Consider the following 20567-nt stretch of genomic DNA (forward strand, 5'->3'; position numbering starts at 1 on the left):
TCAGGGCCGATCAGGGCTGGACCAGGTCGCCGTAGGCGTCCGGGCGGCGGTCGCGGTAGAAGGCCCACCGGTTGCGGACCGTCTCGATCAGGTCGAGGTCGAGGTCGCGGACGATCAATTCCGGCTGGTACGGGTCGCCGGTGTCGCCGACGAACTTGCCTTCCGGGTCGACGAAGTAGGAGGTGCCGTAGAAGTCGTTGTCGCCGTAGTCGGCCTCGACGCCGACCCGGTTGATCGCGGCGATGAAGTACTCGTTGGCCACCGCCGCCGCCGGCTGCTCCAGCTTCCACAGGTACGACGACAGGCTGCGGCTGGTCGCCGACGGGTTGAACACGATCTGCGCGCCGGCCAGGCCCAGTGCCCGCCAGCCTTCCGGGAAGTGCCGGTCGTAGCAGATGTAGACGCCGATCCGTCCGACGGCGGTGTCGAAGACCGGGTAGCCGAGGTTGCCGGGGCGGAAGTAGAACTTCTCCCAGAAGCCCTTGACGTTGGGGATGTGGGTCTTGCGGAACTTGCCCAGGTAGCTGCCGTCGGCGTCGATCACAGCGGCGGTGTTGTAGAGGAGTCCGGCCTGCTCGCGTTCGTACATCGGCAGCACCATCACCATGTTGTGCTCGGCGGCGAGTGCGGCGAACCGTTCGGTGGTCGGCCCGGGGATCGACTCGGCGTAGGCGTAGTACTCGCTCTCCTGGACCTGGCAGAAGTACGGCCCGTAGAACAACTCCTGGAAGCAGATCACCTTCGCGCCCTGGGCGGCGGCCTGCCGGACGTACTCCTCGTGCGCTTTGATCATGGATTCCTTGTCGCCTGTCCACGTGGTCTGGACGATGGCGGCGCGGACGACTCCTGGCATGGCTGATCCTCCCTGCGCTACCGGCTTCCGGCGCGGTCGGGTCCACTCCGGAGCACATGGCTGGTCCGGATGACCGGCGGTGACCTGGTGCTTCCCGGCCTCGGGAAGCTACGACTGTATCGACGCCGACGGTCGCAGACAATCATGCCCGTGTTACCTACTGTTTCCAACGTGTAATGTGGTCAACCTCCCTCGACCGATGTCGATCTTGCCTGAAATGCGGCGACGGCGGTGTGGTGTCGCGGATCCGCGACACCACACCGCCGTCGCCAGTTGACCGTCAGGTCAGGTTGTCAGGTCAGGAGGCGGTGCAGGTCACCGACGGCGTACCGCCGGAGGTCCCGCCGATGAAGCCGAAGTTGGTGCTGGCTCCGGCGGCGAGGCTGCCGTTGTAGCTGACGTTGCGGGCGGTCACCGTCGAGCCGCTGGCCGAGACGGTGGCGTTCCACGCCTGCTGCACGGTCTGCCCACTGGGGTAGTTCAGCGTCACCGTCCAGCCACTGATCGCCGACGAGCCGGCGGTCACCCGTACGTCACCCTGGAAGCCACCGGACCAGGTCGAGGCGACGCTGTAGGTCGCGGTGCAGCCGGCCGAACTGGGCGGCGGCGTGGTCGGCGGTGGGGTCGTCGGCGGAGCGGTGGTCGGCGGCGGCGTGGTCGGTGGGGCGGTGGTCGGCGGCGGGTTGCTGCCGCCGAAGTTCACGTCGCTGCAGAAGTAGTAGGACTGGTCGAAGTGGCTGGCCTGCCAGATGGTGTAGACCATGTGCCGGCCGGAGCGGCCGGGCGCGGTCGCCGGGATGTCGATCTGCACCCCGTCGGGGACGCTCTGCCACTGCGACGCTGGCGTGTTGCCGATCTGGGCGACGAGCTCCAGGTCGCCCCAGCCCAGTGCCTGGCTGATCGGGTTGAAGCCCTGCCGGGTCACGTACACCCGGATGTAGTCGGCACCGTGGCTGGCCCCGTCGAACAGTCGGACGTTGAACGAGTTGTTGATCGACGTGGCCTGCCAGTTGCCGATGGTGTCCATCGCGTTGTAGCGGCCGTTCTGGGTGCGTCCGGCGCTGCAGAGCTGACCGTCCGGAATAGCGCCCTGGTGGTTGCCGCCGACGCCTTCGCGGAAGAGGCCGTTCCAGTTCCACATGGCTTGGGGGTCTGCTTGCCAGGCCTGGTAACACATCGGGTCCTCGGTGGCCATTTCCGGCGCCATGTGGCGGTCGCCCCAGCGCTCGAAGCAGCCGTACGTGCGGGACGCGGGGCTGACGACCGAACCATGCGCCGAGGCGACGTTGGCCAGCGCCGTGGTCAGTAGCAACCCGGCGGTGACGGCGACGACCAGGGCGTACAGCCCCAGCGGTCGGCGACCGGCGGTGGTGAGAGTGGGCATTACGGACTCCAACATCGGTTGGTGCGCGCCGGAGCGGCGCGTTAGGAAAGCACGGATGATTGCCCGCAAGGGGCGCGTGGCCGTCGCTACTCAGCACGGTCCTGCGGAGAGTTGCCCTGCTCCCCGCCGTAGCTGTCGGCTCCCGAAGTCGTCCCACCCGAGGATCACATCGAAACTGATCTTTGTCAATGGGGCTTCGTGGCGCCCTGCCGGTTGCTGGCGGCAGGGACGGTCGGTGGTGCGGACCGGCCGTCCCTGCCGCCGGACGATCAGAGACCGATCTTGCCGGTGCCGGCGCCGTTGGTGACGACGGACTTGACCTGACTCGCGGTGGTCAGCGTGTAGCCGTACGGGATGCCCGCCGTGCTGCCTGCCGACTGCGGGCTACCGGAGTTGACGAAGTGGTTGTTGCGCTGCACGAGGTCGCCGGGGTCCGAGGCGGCGTAGCCGACCAGGGTCGGGTCGTCGACGTTCTCGAAGTAGTTGCCCTCGACGAGGACACCTGCATCCATAGTGGAGGCGACGCCGTACTCGTTGTTGTAGTAGTAGTTGTTGAACACGTGGACGGGGTTGCCGAACCGGACCCGCGGATGACGGGTGCCGGAGCCGTCGAACCAGTTGTGGTGGTAGGTGACGCGCAGGCGGCCGACGTCCTGGCCGGCGTTGCTGTCGGAATGGCCGAGGAGCATGGACTTGTCGTGGCCGAAGACGCGGTTCCAGGAGACGGTGATGAAGTCGGAGCCGCGTTTGATGTCGACGGCGCCGTCGTAGCCGTTGGTGAAGCTGTTGTGGTCGATCCAGATGTTGGTGGCGGATTCCTGGACGTTGATGGCGTCGTCGTTCCAGTTGCGGAAGTTGATGTTGCGGATGATGACGTTGCGGTCGCCGTTGATGTTGAGGCCGCAGCCGGAGATGGTGGCGGAGGTGCCGGCGCCGAGGATGGTCTTGTTGGAGCGGACGCGGAGCATGCCGGAGCAGTTGATGGTGCCGGAGACGCGGATGACGGCGGCGCTGGAGGAGCCGACGGCGGATTCGAGGGCGGCGGCGGTGGTGACGGTGGTGGTGCCGGCGTTGCCGCCGCCGGTGGTGCCGCCGTTCTGGGTGGCCCAGCCGACCATGCCGGTCGGGGTCGGACCCGGCGGCGGGGTCGGGTCGGGGTTGCCGCCGCCGACGGTGTTCAGCTGCCACTGCTGGTTCCAGCCGTTGAGGTCGCTGTATCCGGCGAGGTAGCCGCCGTCGGCGGTGGACCACTCCCAGACGTCGATCACCTTGTTGCTGTGCCGGTTGACGAAGCGGACGTATCCGCTGTCGGAGTCGGCGAGGCGGAAGTGCTGGCGGGTGGTGCCGTTGTCGGAGTTCTGCACCAGCCGGGTGCCGTCGTTGGCGTCGGGTAGTTCGAGGTACTTGCCGCTGTGCACGGAGCGGATCTTGTAGTATCCGCTGCCGGCGTCGACGAAGCGCCACTGCTGGACGGCCTGGTCGTTGCGGGCCCACTGGCGGATCTCGGCGCCGTCGTTGGTGGCCCAGTTGTAGACGTCCATCGCCTTGTTGCTGTGCCGGTTGACGAACACGTAGGTGGCGTTGGTGTCGACGGTGGCGGCCGACGCGGTGGTGACGCCGATCGCGCCGATGGCGGCGGCGGTGATCGCGGCGGTGGCGCCGGCGAGGATCGCCATCCGCCGGCGTTGGCGGGTGCCGACGGGGGCGGCGGTGCTTCTGGTCATCTTGTGCGATACCTCCGGGGACGGACCACGGCAGGTCTGCCGTGGCAGGAGAAAGCGCTTTCCTCGCAGGGTATTGACATGCGCCGATCAAGTCAACATGTCCGCCGGCCGGAACCCGGACACCCGAACGGACTGCGGTGATCTCGGTCCGGCACCCGGCCGGGTGATTCTCGGCGCAACCGCCTGCACCCCGACGGCCCAGCCGGGAAGCTCGCTTAGTAGCGGACGACGGAGGTGGCGGATTGTCAGCGACCACGGAGGCCTTCTTCGCCGGTCTCGACGAACGCGCTCCCCGGATACCGCCGACGATCGACGGCACGGTGCGGTTCGACGTGCGGTACCGCGACCACACCGAGCAGTGGCTGCTGCGCTTCGTGGCCGGCGGCGTACAGGCTGAGCGGTCCGGCGCCGACGCGGACTGCGTCGCCGTCGTCGACGGCCCGCTGTTCGAGCGGCTGCTGCGCGGCGAGGACCGGTTGTCCTCGGCGTTCGTCCGGTACGCGATCACCATCGAAGGCGACTTCACCAAGGTGCCGGCCTTCGAATGGCTGCTGCCCGACACCGTCGGCGCCCGTCACCCCCGGCAGCTGGCCGAGGGCTGGGGGAGAGCACGGTGAAGAACCTGAGCTACACCAGCATCCTCGACGGCATGATGTTCATGATCAGCGACGGTCGGGGGGACATCCTGCCGTCGGCTGAACTGCCGACCGGACTCTTCGCGTTCGACATGCGGGTGCTCTCCACCTGGGATCTCACCGTGAACGGCGAAGGGCTGACCGCCCTGTCGGTCGACGACCTGCAGTACTTCGAGTCGCGGTACTTCCTGGTGCCCGGCGAGCCGACCCACTACGTGGACGCCAACCTCTCGGTGATCCGGCAGCGGTCGGTCGGCGGCGGCCTGTTCCTGGAGCAGCTCACCGTCCTCAACCACCAGGAAGTGCCGGTAGACCTACGGATTCGTCTCGACATCGGCACCGACTTCGCAGACATCACCGAAATCGCCGACGTACAGAAGAAGGGCAAGCTCTCGGTCGCCGTCGAAGAAGGCACGCTGCACCTGCTCTACCAGCGGGACAACCAGCGACGCGAGGTCGTCATCTGCAGCAGCGCCGACGCCGCTATCGACGACCACGGCATGACCTTCGAGATCCAGGTGGGGCCGCACGACGCCTGGAACACCACACTCCAGGTGGTGCTCTGGAGCCGGGGAGCCGAAGGGCGGGACATCCGGGAGGCGGTGCCCACCTACGACACCCCTGCCAAGGTGGAGATGGGCAAGGCGCTCGACGAATGGCTGGCCGACGCGCCGACCCTCACCTGCGACTCGGCGAGCCTCGACCAGGCGTACCGCCGCAGCCTCACCGACCTGGCCGCACTGCGGTTCCGGGGGAACACCCGGGGCGAGATGATCTTCGCCGCCGGGCTGCCCTGGCTGATGGGCAACTTCGGCCGGGACGGGCTCATCACCTGTCTGCAGGCACTGCCCTTCGCCCCGCAGCTCACCCCCGGTGTGCTGCACACCCTCGCCGACGCGCAGGGCAGCCGGCTCGACGACTTCGCCGAGGAGGAACCGGGCAAGATTCTGCAGGAGTTCCGATACGGCGAACGCGCCGGCTACGAGGAAATCGCCGCCTGCCCCTACTACGGCGGCGCCGACACCACCCCGCTGTTCGTCGTCCTGCTCGACGAGTACGAACGGTGGACCGGCGACGCGGACCTGGTCCGGGAACTCGAGTTCCATGCCCGGCTCGCCCTGGACTGGATCGACGCGTACGGCAACATCATGGGCGACGGATACATCTGGTACGCCTGCCGCAACGAACGCCTCGGGGTGCAGAACCAGGGGTGGAAGGACTCCGCCGACGCCATCTCCTACCGCGACGGCCGGCTGCCGGTCGGCCCCCGGGCAACCTGCGAACTGCAGGGCTACGCCTACGACGCGAAACGGCGCGGCGCCCGGCTGGCCCGCCGCTTCTGGGGCGATGCGGCGTACGCCGACCGACTGGAACGCGAGGCGGCCGAGCTCAAGCGTCGGTTCAACCAGGAATTCTGGATCCCCGACGGCCGGTACTACGCGCTCGGCATGGACGCCGACGGCAACCTGATCGACGCCTGCGCCTCGAACATGGGGCACCTGCTGTGGAGCGGCATCGCCGATCGGGACAAGGCCCGGCACGTCGTCGACCACCTGATGAGCCGGCGATTGTTCTCCGGTTGGGGCATCCGTACCCTCGCCGAGGGCGACGGGCGGTACAGCCCGGTCGGCTACCACAACGGCACGATCTGGCCGTTCGACAACTCGCTCATCGCATGCGGGATGCGTCGCTACGGCTTCGACGAGGAGGCGGCCAAGGTCGCCGGAGCCATGATCGAGGCCGCGCAGTTCTTCGACGGCCGGCTGCCCGGCGCGTTCACCGGATACGACCGGGCGTTGACCAAGTACCCGGTGCAGTTTCCGGCTGCCTGCAGCCCGCACGCCTGGTCGGCCGGGGCGGTACTGATGTTCCTGCGCTCCATGCTCGGCCTGGACCCCAAGGGTGAACACCTGATCGTCCGCCCGCACCTACCGCGCGACATCGGCCGGATCGAGCTGCTGGACATCCCCGGCCGCTGGGGCCTGGTCGACGCGTTCGGCCGCGGGCACTGACCCGCGCGGGCACTGACCCATCGGCCACTCACGGTCGCCAGCGGCGCGGCGGGGGAGTAGCCGGGCCGGCGACCGGGTACCGCGAAGTCACGACGTGACCGACCCGTACGACGAAGGGAAGGACCAACGGTGACTTCGACCATGACCCATACCGCCCTTGCCGACCTGGCCACCGCCCCCGGCCCGTTCGTGTCGCTCTACCTGGACACCAGCGGCCGGGCCCCAGACACCCCCGAGCAGGTCCAACTGCGCTGGCGGGCGGCCCGTCGGCGGTTGGCCGAGGCAGGCGCGCCCGACCACCTGCTCGACGTGATCGGTGGGCTGACCGGGCGGGCCCATCCCGACGGCGACACCCTGGTGGTGGTCGCCGACGCCGACCGGGTGCGGCTGGTACGCCAACTGCCGGAACCACCGGAGCGGGAGATCGCCAGCTACGGTCCGGTCGCGCACCTGCTGCCGCTGCTGCGCTGGGAGCAGCGGCAGCTGCCCGTGCTGGTGGTGGCGACCGACCGGGTCGGTGCCGAGATCGTCGCCCTGCAGCCGGACGGTGTGGAGGTGACCGAGACGGTCGCCGGGGAGACGTTGCACATCACCCGGTCGCATCCGGGTGGCTGGTCCCAGCGGCGGTACCAGCAGCGGGCCGAGGACCGGTGGGAGGCCAACGCGACGCTGGTGGCCGAGCGGCTCACCGAACTGGTCGACGAGGTCCGCCCGCGGGCGGTCGTGGTCACCGGGGACGTCCGGGCGGTGCAGTTCCTGCGGGACAAGTCGCCGACCCGGGTCGCCGAACTGCTGCACGAGGTGCAGGGCGCCTACGACACCACCGACGCTGCGGTCGAACAGGCCGTCGACGTGGTGGAAGACATCGCCGACGCGGACGTGGCCGCCGCCGTGGCGGCGTACCGGCGGGAGATCGGCCAGGCCGACCGGGCCGCCGGTGGGGCGTCGGACACCCTCGCGACGCTGGCCCGTCGCCAGGTCGACACCCTGCTGCTGGTCGACGGTCCGCAGCTGACGACCCGTTCGGCGTACGCCGGTCCGCAGCCCGACCAGGTGGGTGCCACGGCCGGCGCGGTGGCCGTCTTCGGAGTGACGGACCCCGTCGAGGTGCCGCTGGGTGACGCCGCCGTGCGGGCCGCCCTCGCCGGCGGCGCCCGACTTGTGGTGGTGCCGGACAAGCTCGCCGACCAGGTGCCCGACGGCATCGGTGCGATCCTGCGTTACACCGTCTGACCGGGCGGCCGGGACATCCGACCCGGCTGGCGGGCCGGTCAGCGGTGCGAATGCGGGCGGGCCACCAGCACCGGGCAGTGCGCGTGGTGCACCAGCGTCTGGCTGACCGAGCCGAGCAGCAGCCCGGTGAAGCCACCCCGACCGCGGGAACCGACCACCACCAGACCTGCCTTGCGGCTCGCCTCGACCATCACCGCGTCCGCCTCGACCCCTTCCAACGGCCGCTGCTCGATAGGCAGGTCCGGATGGCGTCGCCGGACGGCGGCGACCGCGGCGTCGAGCAGTTCGTCGGCCTCCCGGCGGGCACTGTCGGCCGGCGCCGCGACTTCGGTGCTGTCCCGCATCGGACTCGGCCACCACACGTGGAGTACAGCCAGCCCGACCCGGCGCGCGGCGGCTTCGTCGGCCGCGGCGTGCAGGGCCTGCTCCGCGTGCGCCGACCCGTCGACGCCGACCAGCACCGGGCCCTCCGCCTCGACCGGCGCGTCCGGTGGTCGGACCACCAGCACCGGGGAGTGCGCGTGCCCGGCCACCTGTGAACTGACCGAGCCGAGCAGCAGTCCGGTGAAACCGCCGAGGCCCCGACTGCCGACCACCACGAGCTCCGCGTGCCGGGACTCCTCGATCAACGTCGGTGCCCCGCCGGCCGCCACCTGCCGGGTCTGCACCGTGATGCCGGGCCGCTCGGCGCGCAGCTGCGCGGCGGTCTCGGCGAGCATCCGCTCACCTTCCTCGTTCGGCCCGGGCAGTTCGCCGTCGTACGGATTGATCGGGATCCCGTACCCGAAGGCGTGCAGATAGCCGTGGACCAGCACCAACGGCGCGCCGTGCCGGACCGCGGCCTCGGCGGCGTGTCGGGCGGCGCACAGGCTGGCCGGTGATCCGTCCACCCCTGCGACGATCGGGTCACTCATCGTTCCTCCCGGACCGTGTCGATCACGTCGGCCGGATCCCGACGTGGCGTCGGTCGGCCGGGCTGACCGTATCCGATCCTGATGACCATTTGTGGTGTTCCGAACCGTCCGAGCGCCAGCCGGAGCTGCTCGCGGGCCTGAGCGACCTCGATCGGCTGGGACAGCATCGATGCCGCCAGGCCGGCGTCGGTGGCTGCCAACAGCACCCGCTGCAGCGCCTGCCCGGCGGTCAGCTGGTCGCTCGGCGTGTTGCCGGTCGCGCCGAGCACCGCCACCAGCGGTTCGGACTCGAAATCGCGTCCCGGGGCGCGGCGGGTACTGCCGAACGGTCGTCGGGGAAGTAGGTCGTGCGGCTCCGCGACCGGTCCACCGGCGGCCGCCGGCACCCCGTCCGGTGCCGGGAAGTGCCGGGTCCACCGGGCCACTTCCGCCCGGTACCCGGGATCCCGGTCGAGCACCCGGTTGGCGCTGGTGGCGATCTCCGCTACGGCGGTGACGGCGGTTGAGCCGACCACCAGCTCCAGCCAGCCGCCCTCGGCCCGGGCCGCCTCGATCAGCCGCCGCCGCTCCGGCGGCGGCACCGGGTCCGGCCGCAACGGCAGCCGGTTGCTGTGCCGGCGTGGCACCGCGGCGTACAGCCGGGACTCGGCCGGCGTGGCCGGCCGCGGCGGTCCGGGCACCAGCCGGGCCAGCAGCCACGGGTCGGCCGGCTCGGGGCGGAGCCGGACCTCGGCCGGTGTGCCGGCGGCGACCAGGGCGAGCCGTAGATTGAACAGGGCGGCCCCGCAGCCGATCCGGGCGGCCCAGCCGGTCGGATCGCAGGCGGTGAGCAGCCGGTCCGGGTCGAGCCGGAGCTCGATCGCGCCGTCGACCAGCCGGAACCGCCACGGCTGGCTGTTGTGCAGCGACGGGGCGCGGACCGCCGCGGTCACCGCGGTACGCAGCTGGGCCATGGTGAACGTGGTGGTCAGCATGACTACACGGTGCCCGGTCCGGGCCGGCGCCGGCAGGGTCCTACGTCCCGGATCCTCCCGGGCCACCGGGCCCGTCCGTCTCGCCTGCCGCGCCCCACCGTCACCTGCCGGGCCCCACCGCCACCGGCACCCGGTCCCGTCCGGCCCGTCCGGTCCCGGTGCCCGGGACTTTGGTCCCTGGCCGCCGCGCCCCGCGACAGGGTAGAAACAGGGGATGATCCGCGTCTTCCTGCTCGACGACCATGAGGTCGTCCGCCGTGGCCTTGCCGACCTGCTGCAGAGCAGCGGCGACATCGAGGTGATCGGCGAGTCCGGGTCCGCGCAGGAGGCGGCCCGGCGCATCCCGGCGCTGCGCCCGGACGTGGCGATTCTCGACGCTCGACTGCCGGACGGCAACGGCATCGACGTCTGCCGCGACGTGCGGGCCGTCGACTCGTCCATCAACGGGCTCATCCTCACCTCGTACGAGGACGACGAAGCGCTCTTCGCCGCGATCATGGCCGGTGCAGCCGGCTACGTGCTCAAGCAGATCCGGGGCACCGACCTGGTGGACGCGGTGCGCCGGGTGGCGGCCGGCCAGTCGCTGCTCGACCCGGCGGTGACCCGCCGGGTGCTGGAGCGAATCCGCAGCGGGGTCGAGGAGCCGCACGAGCTGAAGTCGCTCACCGAGCAGGAACGCCGGATCCTGGAGTACGTCGCCGAAGGGCTGACCAACCGGGAGATCGCCGGCAAGATGTTCCTTGCCGAGAAGACCGTGAAGAACTACGTCTCCAGTCTGCTCGCCAAGCTCGGCCTGGAACGGCGGACCCAGGCGGCGGTGCTCGCCACCCGGCTGCTCGGCCCGCGTCACTGACCCTCGGCCAGGTCAGTCCCGTAGCGGGACCGTGCCGGGTCAGATCAGTCCCGTAGCGGGACCGTGCCGGGTCAGATCAGTCCCGTAGCGGGACCATGCCGGGTCAGGTCAGTCCCGTAGCGGGACCTTCCAGGTAAGGATGGTGCCGCCGGGATCCCCGGCGGCCACCGAGAAGGCTCCGCCGCGCTGCTCGGCACGTTCTCGCATGTTGACCAGCCCGCCCCGGGCGGCGGCCGGGTCCACCCCGATCCCGTCATCGGTCACCGTCAGCGCGAGTTCACCTTCGAGTGCCGACACCCGTACCGCCACCTGACTCGCCCGGGCATGCCGTACCACATTGGACAGCGCCTCTCGTAGCACCGCCAGCAGGTCCGGACGGATCTGGTCCGGTACGGCGCTGTCCACCGGCCCGTCCAGCTGCAGGGCGGGCCGGAAGCCCAACCCGTCGGCGGCCAGGTCGACCGCCTCGCGCAACTCGGTGCGCAGCGCCGCGCTCATCGGCGTACGCAGCTCGAAGATCGCCCGGCGGATGTCCCGGATGGTGGAGTCCAGATCGTCGACGGCGGTGTTGATCCGTTTTCCGATCTCCGGCCGGCCACTGCACAGCGGCATCGCGCTCTGCAACTGCAGCCCGGTGGCGAACAGCCGCTGGATCACCACGTCGTGCAGGTCGCGGGCAATCCGTTCCCGGTCCTCCAGCACCACCAGCAGCTCGCGTTCCTCCTGCGCCCGGGCCCGCTCGATGGCCAGCGCCGCCTGACCGGCGAAGCTGGCCAGCAGCGGCGCGTCCCCGTCGGTCGGCCCGGCGGCATCTGCCCGGTGCGCCACCACCAGCACGCCGTGCAGCGTCTCCGCGACCGTCAGGGGAGAGATCACCGCCGGTCCGGCGGTGACCGGCACCGGCCACGGCGCGGCCTTAGCCAGGCTTTCCACCATGATCGGATCACCGCTGGTGATCGCGCCGGCGAAGCTGGTTTCACCGGCCGGCAGTACCGCGCCGACCAGCCCGGAGGTCGACCCCTCTGGTACGTCCACCACCTCGACCGTGAACTGGGCCGCCTCGTCGTCGTTGACCAGGACCAGGACCATCTCTGCCTCGGCCACCTCGCGCGCCCGCCGGGCCACCAGGGTCAGCGCGTCGGTGCGCCGCACCGTGCCGAGCAGCACCCCGGTGATCTCCGCGGTGGCGGCCAGCCAACGTTCGCGCCGGTTGGCCAACTCGTACAGCCGGGCGTTCTCGATCGCCACGCCGGCGGCGGCGGCCAGCGCCGTCACGATCTCCTCGTCGTCCTCGGTGAACTCGGCCGCACCCTGCTTCTCGGCCAGGTACAGGTTGCCGAACACCTGGTCGCGGATGCGCAGCGGCACCCCGAGGAAGCTGTGCATCGGCGGATGGTGCGGCGGAAACCCGTACGACCGGGGGTGCTTGGTGATGTCCGGCATCCGGACCGGTGCCGGATCGTCGATGAGCAGGCCGAGAACACCGCGACCGTGCGGCAGGTCACCGATCGCGGCGTGCGTTTGCGGGTCGATGCCGTGGGTGACGAAATCGACCAGCTGGCGGTCCGGGCCGATCACCCCGAGGGCGCCGTACCGCGCGCCGGCCAGCCCGCACGCCGCCTCGATAATGCGCCGCAGAGTGCTGTGCAGCTCCAGGTCGGTGCCGATGCCGACCACCGCGTCGAGCAACGCGCGGAGCCGTTCCCGACTGGTGACGACCTCGCCGACCCGGTCGAGCATCTCCTGCAGCAGCTGGTCCAGTCGGACCCGGGACAGCGGGGTCAGCCCGAGCGACGGCACGTCGCGGTGCTCGTCCGGCGGGGGGATCGCGGCGCTCACAGCGACGATGCTAACCGGCCCGTCGCCGGACCGGCTCGGCTCGCCGCCCGTCGGTCCGGGCCCGCTCAGTGCCGGGCCGGCCGGATGACGACCAGCGGACACTGACTGCGGTACAGCAGGGCGTTGCTCACCGAGCCGAGCAGCAGCCCGGTGAACCCGCCCCGCCCGCGGGCGCCGACCACCAGCAGCTGACCCCGGGCCGACTCCTCGGTCAGCACCTTGGTCGCCCGACCCTGGACCGACAACTGCCGTACGGTCAGGTCGGGATGCCGCTCGCGGACCCCGGCCACCGACTCGGCGAGCAGCGCCTCCTCCTCCGCCTGCAGCGCCGCCGCGTCGTAGACCAGCGGCTGCATGTCACCCGGGCCGATCGACGGCGGGTGGGTCCAGGTGTGGACCGCGAGCAGCTCCGTACCGCGCAGGTCGGCCGCCTCGGCGGCGAACTCGACGGCCTGTGCGGACAGCTCGGAGCCGTCCACCCCGACGATCACCGGACCGCTGCGGTCACAGTCGCCCCGGGCCACCAGCACCGGACCGTCGGCGTGGGTCGCCACCTGGGAGGCGACCGAGCCGATCAGCGCACCGGAGATCGGTCCGAACCCGTGGTCGCCGAGGACGACCAGCGCGGCGGAGCGGGCCTCGGCCAGCAGGACAACGGTGGCGGCCCCGTCGACCACCTGGGTGGCGATCTCGAGCTGCGGCGCTTCGTCGGCCGCCGCCTGGGCCGCCTCGTCGACGATCTCCCGGGTGTACCGTTCGACCTCACCCTCCGGCGGCACCGCTGGCGCCAACGCCATCGGTGCCTGCAACGCCGGCCAGACGAAGGCGTGCACGATCCGCAGCGGGCGCCGTCGCATCGCGGCCTCCCGGGCGGCCAGCCGGGCGGCCTGCACTGCGGCCTTGGAACCGTCGACACCGACCAGTACCGGTCCCTCGGGATTCATCAGCCCTCCTCGGGGTCGGTGGCGTGGGGTTTCGCGGTGTCCACCGCACTGGTGTCCACCAGCTGCGCCGCCGGCATCCTCGGCGGGTGCGGCGGGCCGGCGTGGTCCGGGCTGGCGATGCCGAGCCGTAGCACCAGGTACGGGTAGCCGAGCCCGGCGAGGATGTGCCGCAAGGTCTGCCGGGTGGCGGCCACCTCGACCGCCCCGCTCAGCGGCACCACCGAAATGCCCAGCTCGGTCGCGGTCAGCCAGGCCGAGGAGAGCGCCTCGCCGGCGGCCAGCCAGGACGCCGGTTCGTCGTCGTCACCGAAGAGCAGGGCGTAGACGGCAGCCCGGTCGTGCCCGCCGCCGACCGGCAGAGTGCCGGCCCGGCCGAAGTCGCGTCCGGGCACCGTGGTCTGCGCGGCGCGTTCCGGCAGGACCTCGTCGGGCAGTCCGGTGCCGGGCGGGGTGCCCAGCCCGGTCCAGTAGTCGAGCTCGCTGCGGATCTGCGGGTCCTCCGACTCGACCTCCTCCGCCCGGCTGGCCGCCGCGGCGAGCAGCATCACCTGGTCGGAGGAGAGGATCTGCAGCTGGACGCCGGCTCCGGCGGCGGCGGTGATCGCGGTGACCGCCGCGACCGGCAGCGGCTCGTCGCTGACCGGCCGGCGGTCGGTGTGTCGCACCTGCATCGCCTGGAACATCCGGACGGTGTCGGGCTGGATCGCGATCCGTTCGGTGGGTCGCAGCACCGCCAGCAGATCCTCCTCGGCCGGGTCCGGCAACCGCTGCACCTGGGCCGTCCAACCCTGGGCGGCGAGCGCGATCCTCGCGTGGTGCAGCGCGGCACCGCAGCTGAGGATCAGCAACCGGCGGTCCGGATCGGTGGCCGGCAACTGCCGGTCCCGGGCTGCGCGCAGCTCCAGACTGTCCGGCCGGACCCGCCAGTGCCACGGCTGGGTGTTGTGCACCGACGGCGCGTAGCCGGCGGCCGCGGCGGCCTCGGCCAGCACGGCGGCCAACGGCCGGTCGACGGTCGCGGCGTCGGCGCCGGTCACCGCCGTGTCGACGCTGGTCCCGGTTCCGATCCCGGTCCCGGTCCCGGTGCTGGTCCCCTTGGTGGTCGCCTCGTCCATCTGCTGCCTCCTGGTCAGGGTCTGCTACGCCGCCGGCTCGCGGCCGACGGGACGCGGGGAATCCGGACCCGAACCACGTCCGTTCCCGCTCCGGGACAGATGTAACACCAGTGCGGGCAGTGCCGCGACAGCGGCACAGGCCGCCAACTCGGTCAGGGCCAGCGGCTCGGTGCCCAGCAGCGTGCGCAGCGGGCCGAGGTAGACCCCGGCGAGCTGCAGCAGACCCGCCCCGGCCACCGCGAAAACCAACGCCGGGTTCGCCATCCGCCGCCGGCCGCCGGCCGCCGCCGTACCCCGTTGGAGGCCTTCCGTCGCCGTGCCCCGGCGGGCCCGGACCGCGAGCGCGACGCCCAACTGGGCCAGCCCGAGGGTGACGAACACCATCGTCTGCCAGGGCCGGCCCGCGTGGTACGCGGCGACACCGGCAGCCAGGGTGACCGCTGTGATCAACGCGCCGGTGGTGAGCACCCCGGTGAGCAGGCCGGCGCCGAGCACCGACTCGGTGGGCGGTCTGGGTGGCCGACGCAGCACGTCCGGCTCGGCCGGTTCGGCGCCCAGCGCCACGCCGGGCACACCATGGGTGAGCAGGTTGATCCAGAGAATCTGACCGGGCAGCAGCGGCAGCGCCAGCCCGAACAGCGGGCCGAGCAGCATGACCGCGAGCTCGGCCACCCCACCGGCCAGCGCGTACCGCAGGAACCGCCGGACGTTGTCGTAGATTCGCCGCCCTTCACCGACGGCGGCCGCGACCGTACCGAGGTGGTCGTCGACCAGGACCAGGTCGGCCGCCTGCCGGGCGACGTCGGTACCGCCGCCCATCGCCACCCCGACGTCGGCCCGGCGCAGCGCCGGGCCGTCGTTGACCCCGTCCCCGGTCATCGCCACCACGTGTCCCTGGGCCTGCAGCGCGGCGACCACGTCGAGCTTCTGCTCCGGCTGGATGCGGGCGAACACCCGCGCCTGCTCCGGAGCGGCCGGGTCGGTGGCGACCGGGTCACCGGCGGACCAGATCCCCAACCGGCCGCCGACGGCGGCGGCGGTTCCCGGGTGGTCTCCGGTGACCAGCAGCAGCCGGATCCCGGCGGCGGCGAAGGTCCGGGCCACGTCGGGGGCATCGGCCCGTACCGGGTCACCGATCCCGAGCAGCCCCAGCGGCCGCAACCCGCCGGGGTGGGCCAGGTCGGGCAAGGTCGTAACGACCGACGCCGCGACCGCCAGGGTCCGCAGCCCGGCGTCGGCGAGGCGTCGGGCCTGGTCGAGCAGTACGGTGAGCTGCCCGGGATCGGCGTCGGTGACCTCAGCGGTCAGCACCGTCTCCGGAGCGCCTTTGCAGACGAGCAGGTACCGGCCGTCACAGGTGCGGTGCGCCGTGGTCATCCGACGGTGGGTCTGGTCGAACGGGTGCTCGGCGACCCGGGGCCAGGCCCGGCGGATCTCGTCGGCGTCCAGACCGGTCCGGCCGGCGAAGGCGACCAGCGCGGCCTCCAACGGATCTCCGACGGCCCGCCAGTCCGGGGTGCTGCCGTTCGCCGTGCTGCCGTTCGCCGTGCCGCCGTACTGCGCGTCGCGGTCTGCGGCGTCGCCGTCCCGGTCCGGCGCGGTCAGCTCCGCGTCGTTGCACAGCAGCCCGGCGCGGGCCAGCTGCCGAAGGTCGTCCGGGGCGACACCGACCGGCACGCCGGCGGCGCCGTCGACGCTGCGGCGGACGATCCGCCCGGTCGGCCGGTAGCCGAGCCCGTCCACGGTGTACTCGGCGACCGGGGTGACAACCCGCTGCACGGCCATCCGTCCCTCGGTGACGGTGCCGGTCTTGTCAGCGGCGACGACGGTCACCGAGCCGAGCGCCTCGACCGCCGGCAGCCGCCGTGGCACCGCACGGGCCCGGGCCATCCGGTGCGCGCCGAGCGCCAGAGCGAGGGTGACGACCGCCGGCAACGACTCGGGCACCGCCGCGACGACCAGGCTCACCGCGGTGACCGCCAGCTCGGCGACCGGCCGCCCACCGCCCAGGCCGATCAGGAACACCAGACCGGACAGCAGCACGGCGGTCGCCCCGAGCACCCGGCTCAGCCGGGTCAGCCGCAGCTGCAGCGGCGTCGGCCCGGGGCGGGTACGCCGCATCAACGCCGCGATCCGCCCCAACGCGCTGTCGGCGCCGGTCCGGGTGACGGTGCCGGTCGCCCGGCCGGCGACGACGACGGTGCCGGCGTGGGCCACGTCACCGTCGTCGCGCCGCACCGGCACCGACTCACCGGTCAACGTCGACTCGTCGCAGCGCAGCCGGGTCGCGGCGGTGAGGAGCAGGTCGGCGGGGACGATGTCGCCTGCGGTGATCTTCACCAGGTCGCCCGGCACCAGTTCAGCCGCCGGCACGACCCGGTCGACTCCGTCGCGCAGCACCCGGGCCACCGGTGCCGCCAGCCGGTCCAGGGCAGCGATCGCCCGGTCCGCCCGGACCTCCTGCACCACCCCGATGCCGGTGTTCACCACCACGACGAGCAGGATCACCACCGTGTTCGGGTAGTCGGCGAGTGCCGTGGTGACCACCCCAGCGGCGAGCAGCAGCACGACCAGCGGGTCGCTCAGTTGGCGAACCACCCGCCGGATCAGCCCGGCGCGGCCGGGCCCGCCCGGCACGACGTTCGGCCCGTACTCGATAACCCGCCGGGCGACCTCGGTGGCGTCCAGCCCACCCGGGTCGACCGTTGGCCCGGGATCGGCGGCAGGTACGCCCGGATCGACGATCGGTCGCGTGTCAACTGGCACCGGCCACCCCCACCGCGTCGACCGCCTGGGCCGGCGCGGGTTCGAGCAACTCGGCGAGCGGCCGGCGGGGCACCGGTGGGCTCAGCGGTCCGTAGCCGATCCGGATGATCGCCTGCGCCCGCCGTCCGTCCTGCTGGCGGCCGAGCAGGTCACGCAGCTCGGGAAACTCCAGCGGCTGGGTCAGCAGCGTGGTGGCCAGGCCGCGTACCGTCGCGGTGAGCAGCACCCGCTGCAGCGCCTGCCCGGCCCGCAACCAGTCCCGCGGGCTGTCGCCGACGGTGTACAGAACGGCGAGGACCGGATCCTCCTCGAACGCGGCGACCCGCCGTCGTGGGGCCGGCCAGACCAGTCCGAAGTCGCGCACCGGCACGGTGCGGGGGACCGGCCAGGGCCCGAAGGCCTGCGGCGGTACGCCGTCGAGCCGGCCCGGTCGGTCCCGGGTCCACCGTTCCAGCTCCGCCCAGTACGCCGGGTCGACCCGGCGGCGGTCCTCGGCGGTGCCGATCAGCGCCAGAACCGACGAGCGCATCATCGGGTCGACGACGGCCAGCCAGCCGTGCTCGGTCCGGGCGGCGGCGACGAGTTCGTCGAGCACCTCGCCGGGCACCGCCAGGTCGGCGAACGGGCGTCGGTTGGTGCGCCGGTGCGCTACCGCCCGGGCGAGCAGCCGCACCGTCTCGTCCGTCTCGATCGGCGGTCCTACCGCGATCCGGGCCAGCAGGTCCGGATCGTCGGGTTCGGGCAGCAGCCGCATCACCGGTATCCGACCGTGGGCCAGCATCGCCACCCGCAGGTTGAACACGGCGGCGCCGACGCTGATGGTCAACTCCCGGCCGGCCGGGTCAACCAGGTCGACCTGTCGGCGCCGGTCGGCGAGCACCTCGATGCCGGTCGGGTGCGGTCGGAACCGCCACGGCTGGCTGTTGTGCACCGACGGCGCGGCGGCGGCGGCCTCCAGACAGGCCGCCATCAGCGGACCGGGCCGCCCGTTCCTGATCCATCCGGCGTTCATCGCCGCCCACCACCCTTTCCGCACGTCACGCCTCACTCGGTTCCACTCTCACCCGGTTCCACTCTCGTCCGGATCGGTCCGGCGGGGCAGGGGCGTTGCGCCGCTTACCTACGGGCACTGCGTCCCGCCCGGGCGGGACCTCCGACCCTGTTGCCCAGGGCGGACCGTCGGCTGCGATGGATGTCCGTGGTACGTGTCCGTGAGCGGACGGAGGAGCGATGATCCGGACCATCGATCTGCTCGACGCCCACCCGTTCCTGGCCGACCTGCCCCGGCCCTGGCTGGAGCGGCTGTCGTACCAGGCGCGCCCCGGGGTCCGGCACAGCGGGCAGCAGATCTTCCAGCAGGGGCGGACGGCGGACCGGTTCTGGCTGCTGCGGACCGGGCAGGTGGTGTTGAACTTCCAGGTGCCGGGCCGTGGCGAGATCGACATCGAGACGGTTGCAGCCGGGAGCGTGCTGGGCTGGTCGTGGCTGTTTCCGCCGTACCGCTGGGAGTTCGGGGCGGTGGCGGTGGACCAGACCCTGACGATCGAGTTCGACGCGGCCGGTACCCGTCGGTTGATCAGCCAGGACGACGCCCTGGGCCGGGAGCTGACCACCCGATTCATGCGGGTCGTGGTCGACCGGTTGCACGCCGCCCGGACCCGGCTCACCGAGCTGTACGCCTATCCGCCAGCCATCGACGAGGATCCGTCCCGACCGGCCGCTGACGTGGATCCGGCCGGCCGCCGGCCCGGTCGCGACAGGTGATGGTCGCGACGGGTGATGGTCGCGACGAAGTGACCGGTCGGTAATCGGACCCGGTGTGCGAACGCCTGCGGTGGGGTGGTCGTTGGAAGCGTGTCCGCCTAGCCGGAGCTCAGGGCGCGGTACAGCATGATGCGTTGTCTCGACAGGCATCGATTCAGCTGATGGGGTGACGGGCCGGCTCACGGACGTCCCCGCTGCGTGCTGCCGTCTCGGCTGGCCGCCACCACGTCGAGAGGAGACAGATGAGCATCGAGTACGTCGCCCGGCAACTGCCCGTGGTCGTGATCGGCGCCGGCCCGGTGGGACTGGCCGCCGCCGCCCACCTCGCCGGGCACCGGGTCCCGTCGCTGGTGCTGGAAGCGGGCGCCGCCGCCGGTGCCGCGATCCGCAACTGGCAGCATGTACGGCTGTTCAGCAGCTGGCGGGACAACATCGACCCGGTTGCCGGCCGACTGCTCGACGCCGCCGGCTGGTCGGTACCCGAACCCGGGCACCACCCGACCGGGGCCGAACTGATCGAGGAGTACCTGCTGCCGCTGGCGAAGCTGCCAGTGCTGGCCGACCGGATCCGCTACGGCACCCGGGTCACCGGGATCACCCGGCTCGGCGTCGACCGGCTGCGCGGCCCCGGACGCGTCGACGCGCCGTTCGTGGCCCGCCTGGCCGACGGCACCGAACAGCTCGCCCGCGCCGTCGTCGACGCGTCGGGGACCTGGGACACCCCCAACCATCTGGGTGGCGAGGGCCTGCCGGCGCTCGGCGAGCCGGCCGCAGCCGCACATCTCGACTTCGCCCTGCCCGATGTGCTCGGCGTCGACCGGGCGGCACATGCCGGCCGGCACACCGTCGTGGTGGGCGCCGGACACTCGGCCGCCAACACCCTGCTCGACCTGATCGAGCTGGCCGACCAGCAGCCTGGCACCCGGATCACCTGGGCGGTCCGTCGGGTCACCGCCGATCCGATCTTCGCCCCGGGTGCCGCCGACGCGTTGCCGGCACGCGGGGCGATCGGCACCCGGCTGCGCCAACTGGTCGACGTCGGTCGGATCGCCCTGGAGACCGGATTCGTCACGCACCGGGTGGAGCAGCTGTCCGACCTTGGCCCGGTCCGGCTGTCCAGCCGCGACGGGCGGACCGTCGTCGCCGACCGGGTGGTGGTCGCCACCGGGTTCCGTGCCGACCACCGGCTCGCCGGCGAGCTCCGCCTCGACCTGGACCCGGTGCTCGGCACCAGCCGTGGCCTGGCCACTCTGCTCGACCCCGGGCCGGCCCGGGGGTGGTCGGCGCCGGCACCCGGAGTCGACGAGCTGCGCCATCCCGAGCCGGGCTACTTCGTCGTCGGCATCAAGAGCTACGGCCGGGCGTCGGCCTTCCTGATGGCCACCGGCTACCGCCAGGTCCGGCAGATCGCCGCCGAACTGGCCGCCGCACCGGTCAGGTCGGCGGCCGGCGGCGGCTGGCGTGGCGGCACCCACCGGTTCCGCTGGTCACCGGCGTGGCGGGCCGACCGCCCGGTCGCCGTGGCCTACGGCGACCAGGTCGGAAGCCGGTGAGCCC

The 20567-nt window shown here is 72.1% G+C and carries 16 protein-coding genes; 6 read left to right on the plus strand and 10 right to left on the minus strand.

All coding sequences use genetic code 11. From position 1 onward, the window contains the following. Positions 1 to 10 precede the first annotated feature (10 nt). The 3 genes from O7629_RS07335 to O7629_RS07345 form a co-directional block, all read right to left on the minus strand. The gene (locus O7629_RS07335) at positions 11 to 853 is read right to left on the minus strand and encodes a nitrilase-related carbon-nitrogen hydrolase (protein ID WP_278168285.1); all 843 of its coding nucleotides are present in this window, start codon (positions 851 to 853) and stop codon (positions 11 to 13) included. Between the two features lie 298 nt (positions 854 to 1151). Next, positions 1152 to 2237 carry a lytic polysaccharide monooxygenase gene (locus O7629_RS07340; RefSeq protein WP_278168286.1) on the minus strand — a complete coding sequence of 362 codons (1086 nt, stop codon included), beginning with the start codon at positions 2235 to 2237 and terminating at the stop codon, positions 1152 to 1154. A gap of 269 nt (positions 2238 to 2506) precedes the next feature. Beyond that, positions 2507 to 3961: an RICIN domain-containing protein gene (locus tag O7629_RS07345; protein WP_278168287.1), complete on the minus strand. Its 1455-nt coding sequence runs from the start codon at positions 3959 to 3961 to the stop codon at positions 2507 to 2509. A gap of 242 nt (positions 3962 to 4203) precedes the next feature. On the opposite strand from O7629_RS07345, the gene O7629_RS07350 reads away from it, so the two are divergent. From O7629_RS07350 to O7629_RS07360, 3 genes are all read left to right on the plus strand, one after another. Then, positions 4204 to 4578, plus strand: a complete 375-nt coding sequence (locus tag O7629_RS07350; protein WP_278168288.1) for an SCP2 sterol-binding domain-containing protein — start codon at positions 4204 to 4206, stop codon at positions 4576 to 4578. A gap of 32 nt (positions 4579 to 4610) precedes the next feature. Next, positions 4611 to 6608: a glycogen debranching N-terminal domain-containing protein gene (locus O7629_RS07355; RefSeq protein ID WP_278174444.1), complete on the plus strand. Its 1998-nt coding sequence runs from the start codon at positions 4611 to 4613 to the stop codon at positions 6606 to 6608. Between the two features lie 141 nt (positions 6609 to 6749). Next, a complete protein-coding gene (locus O7629_RS07360) occupies positions 6750 to 7841 on the plus strand; it encodes a Vms1/Ankzf1 family peptidyl-tRNA hydrolase (RefSeq protein ID WP_278168289.1) in 1092 nt (363 codons plus the stop codon). Positions 7842 to 7879: 38 nt separating this feature from the next. Here the strand turns inward: O7629_RS07360 and O7629_RS07365 are convergent, their stop codons facing one another. Beyond that, entirely contained in the window at positions 7880 to 8755 is an 876-nt protein-coding gene (locus O7629_RS07365; RefSeq protein ID WP_278168290.1) for a universal stress protein, read from the minus strand. Next, positions 8752 to 9726, minus strand: a complete 975-nt coding sequence (locus tag O7629_RS07370) for a nitroreductase family protein (RefSeq protein ID WP_278174445.1) — start codon at positions 9724 to 9726, stop codon at positions 8752 to 8754. The genes O7629_RS07365 and O7629_RS07370 overlap by 4 nt, the downstream gene beginning before the upstream one ends. A 217-nt stretch (positions 9727 to 9943) precedes the next feature. Here O7629_RS07370 and O7629_RS07375 point away from each other — a divergent pair, with 217 nt between their 5' ends. Next, a complete protein-coding gene (locus O7629_RS07375) occupies positions 9944 to 10582 on the plus strand; it encodes a response regulator transcription factor (RefSeq protein ID WP_123600861.1) in 639 nt (212 codons plus the stop codon). Positions 10583 to 10690: 108 nt separating this feature from the next. Here O7629_RS07375 and O7629_RS07380 read toward each other — a convergent pair whose 3' ends face one another. The 5 genes from O7629_RS07380 to O7629_RS07400 all read right to left on the minus strand — a co-directional run bounded on the left by O7629_RS07380 (position 10691) and on the right by O7629_RS07400 (position 18258). Continuing rightward, the gene (locus tag O7629_RS07380) at positions 10691 to 12322 is read right to left on the minus strand and encodes a GAF domain-containing protein (protein ID WP_278174446.1); all 1632 of its coding nucleotides are present in this window, start codon (positions 12320 to 12322) and stop codon (positions 10691 to 10693) included. Positions 12323 to 12486: 164 nt separating this feature from the next. Further along, positions 12487 to 13365: a universal stress protein gene (locus O7629_RS07385; RefSeq protein WP_278168291.1), complete on the minus strand. Its 879-nt coding sequence runs from the start codon at positions 13363 to 13365 to the stop codon at positions 12487 to 12489. Continuing rightward, positions 13365 to 14480 (minus strand): nitroreductase, encoded by a 1116-nt coding sequence (locus tag O7629_RS07390; protein ID WP_278168292.1) that lies wholly within the window; start codon positions 14478 to 14480, stop codon positions 13365 to 13367. The genes O7629_RS07385 and O7629_RS07390 overlap by 1 nt, the downstream gene beginning before the upstream one ends. Before the next feature lie 24 nt (positions 14481 to 14504). Further along, complete coding sequence (locus O7629_RS07395; RefSeq protein WP_278168293.1) at positions 14505 to 17246, minus strand: cation-transporting P-type ATPase; 2742 nt, start codon at positions 17244 to 17246, stop codon at positions 14505 to 14507. Further along, complete coding sequence (locus O7629_RS07400; RefSeq protein ID WP_278168294.1) at positions 17236 to 18258, minus strand: nitroreductase family protein; 1023 nt, start codon at positions 18256 to 18258, stop codon at positions 17236 to 17238. Before O7629_RS07400 ends, O7629_RS07395 begins: the two co-directional genes overlap by 11 nt. 218 nt (positions 18259 to 18476) lie before the next feature. On the opposite strand from O7629_RS07400, the gene O7629_RS07405 reads away from it, so the two are divergent. Beyond that, positions 18477 to 19010 carry a cyclic nucleotide-binding domain-containing protein gene (locus tag O7629_RS07405; RefSeq protein WP_278168295.1) on the plus strand — a complete coding sequence of 178 codons (534 nt, stop codon included), beginning with the start codon at positions 18477 to 18479 and terminating at the stop codon, positions 19008 to 19010. A gap of 242 nt (positions 19011 to 19252) precedes the next feature. Then, entirely contained in the window at positions 19253 to 20563 is a 1311-nt protein-coding gene (locus tag O7629_RS07410; RefSeq protein WP_278168296.1) for an FAD-dependent oxidoreductase, read from the plus strand. Positions 20564 to 20567: the final 4 nt, after the last annotated feature.

Origin of the sequence: Solwaraspora sp. WMMD792, assembly GCF_029626105.1 — a bacterium.
Classification (GTDB): domain Bacteria; phylum Actinomycetota; class Actinomycetes; order Mycobacteriales; family Micromonosporaceae; genus Micromonospora_E.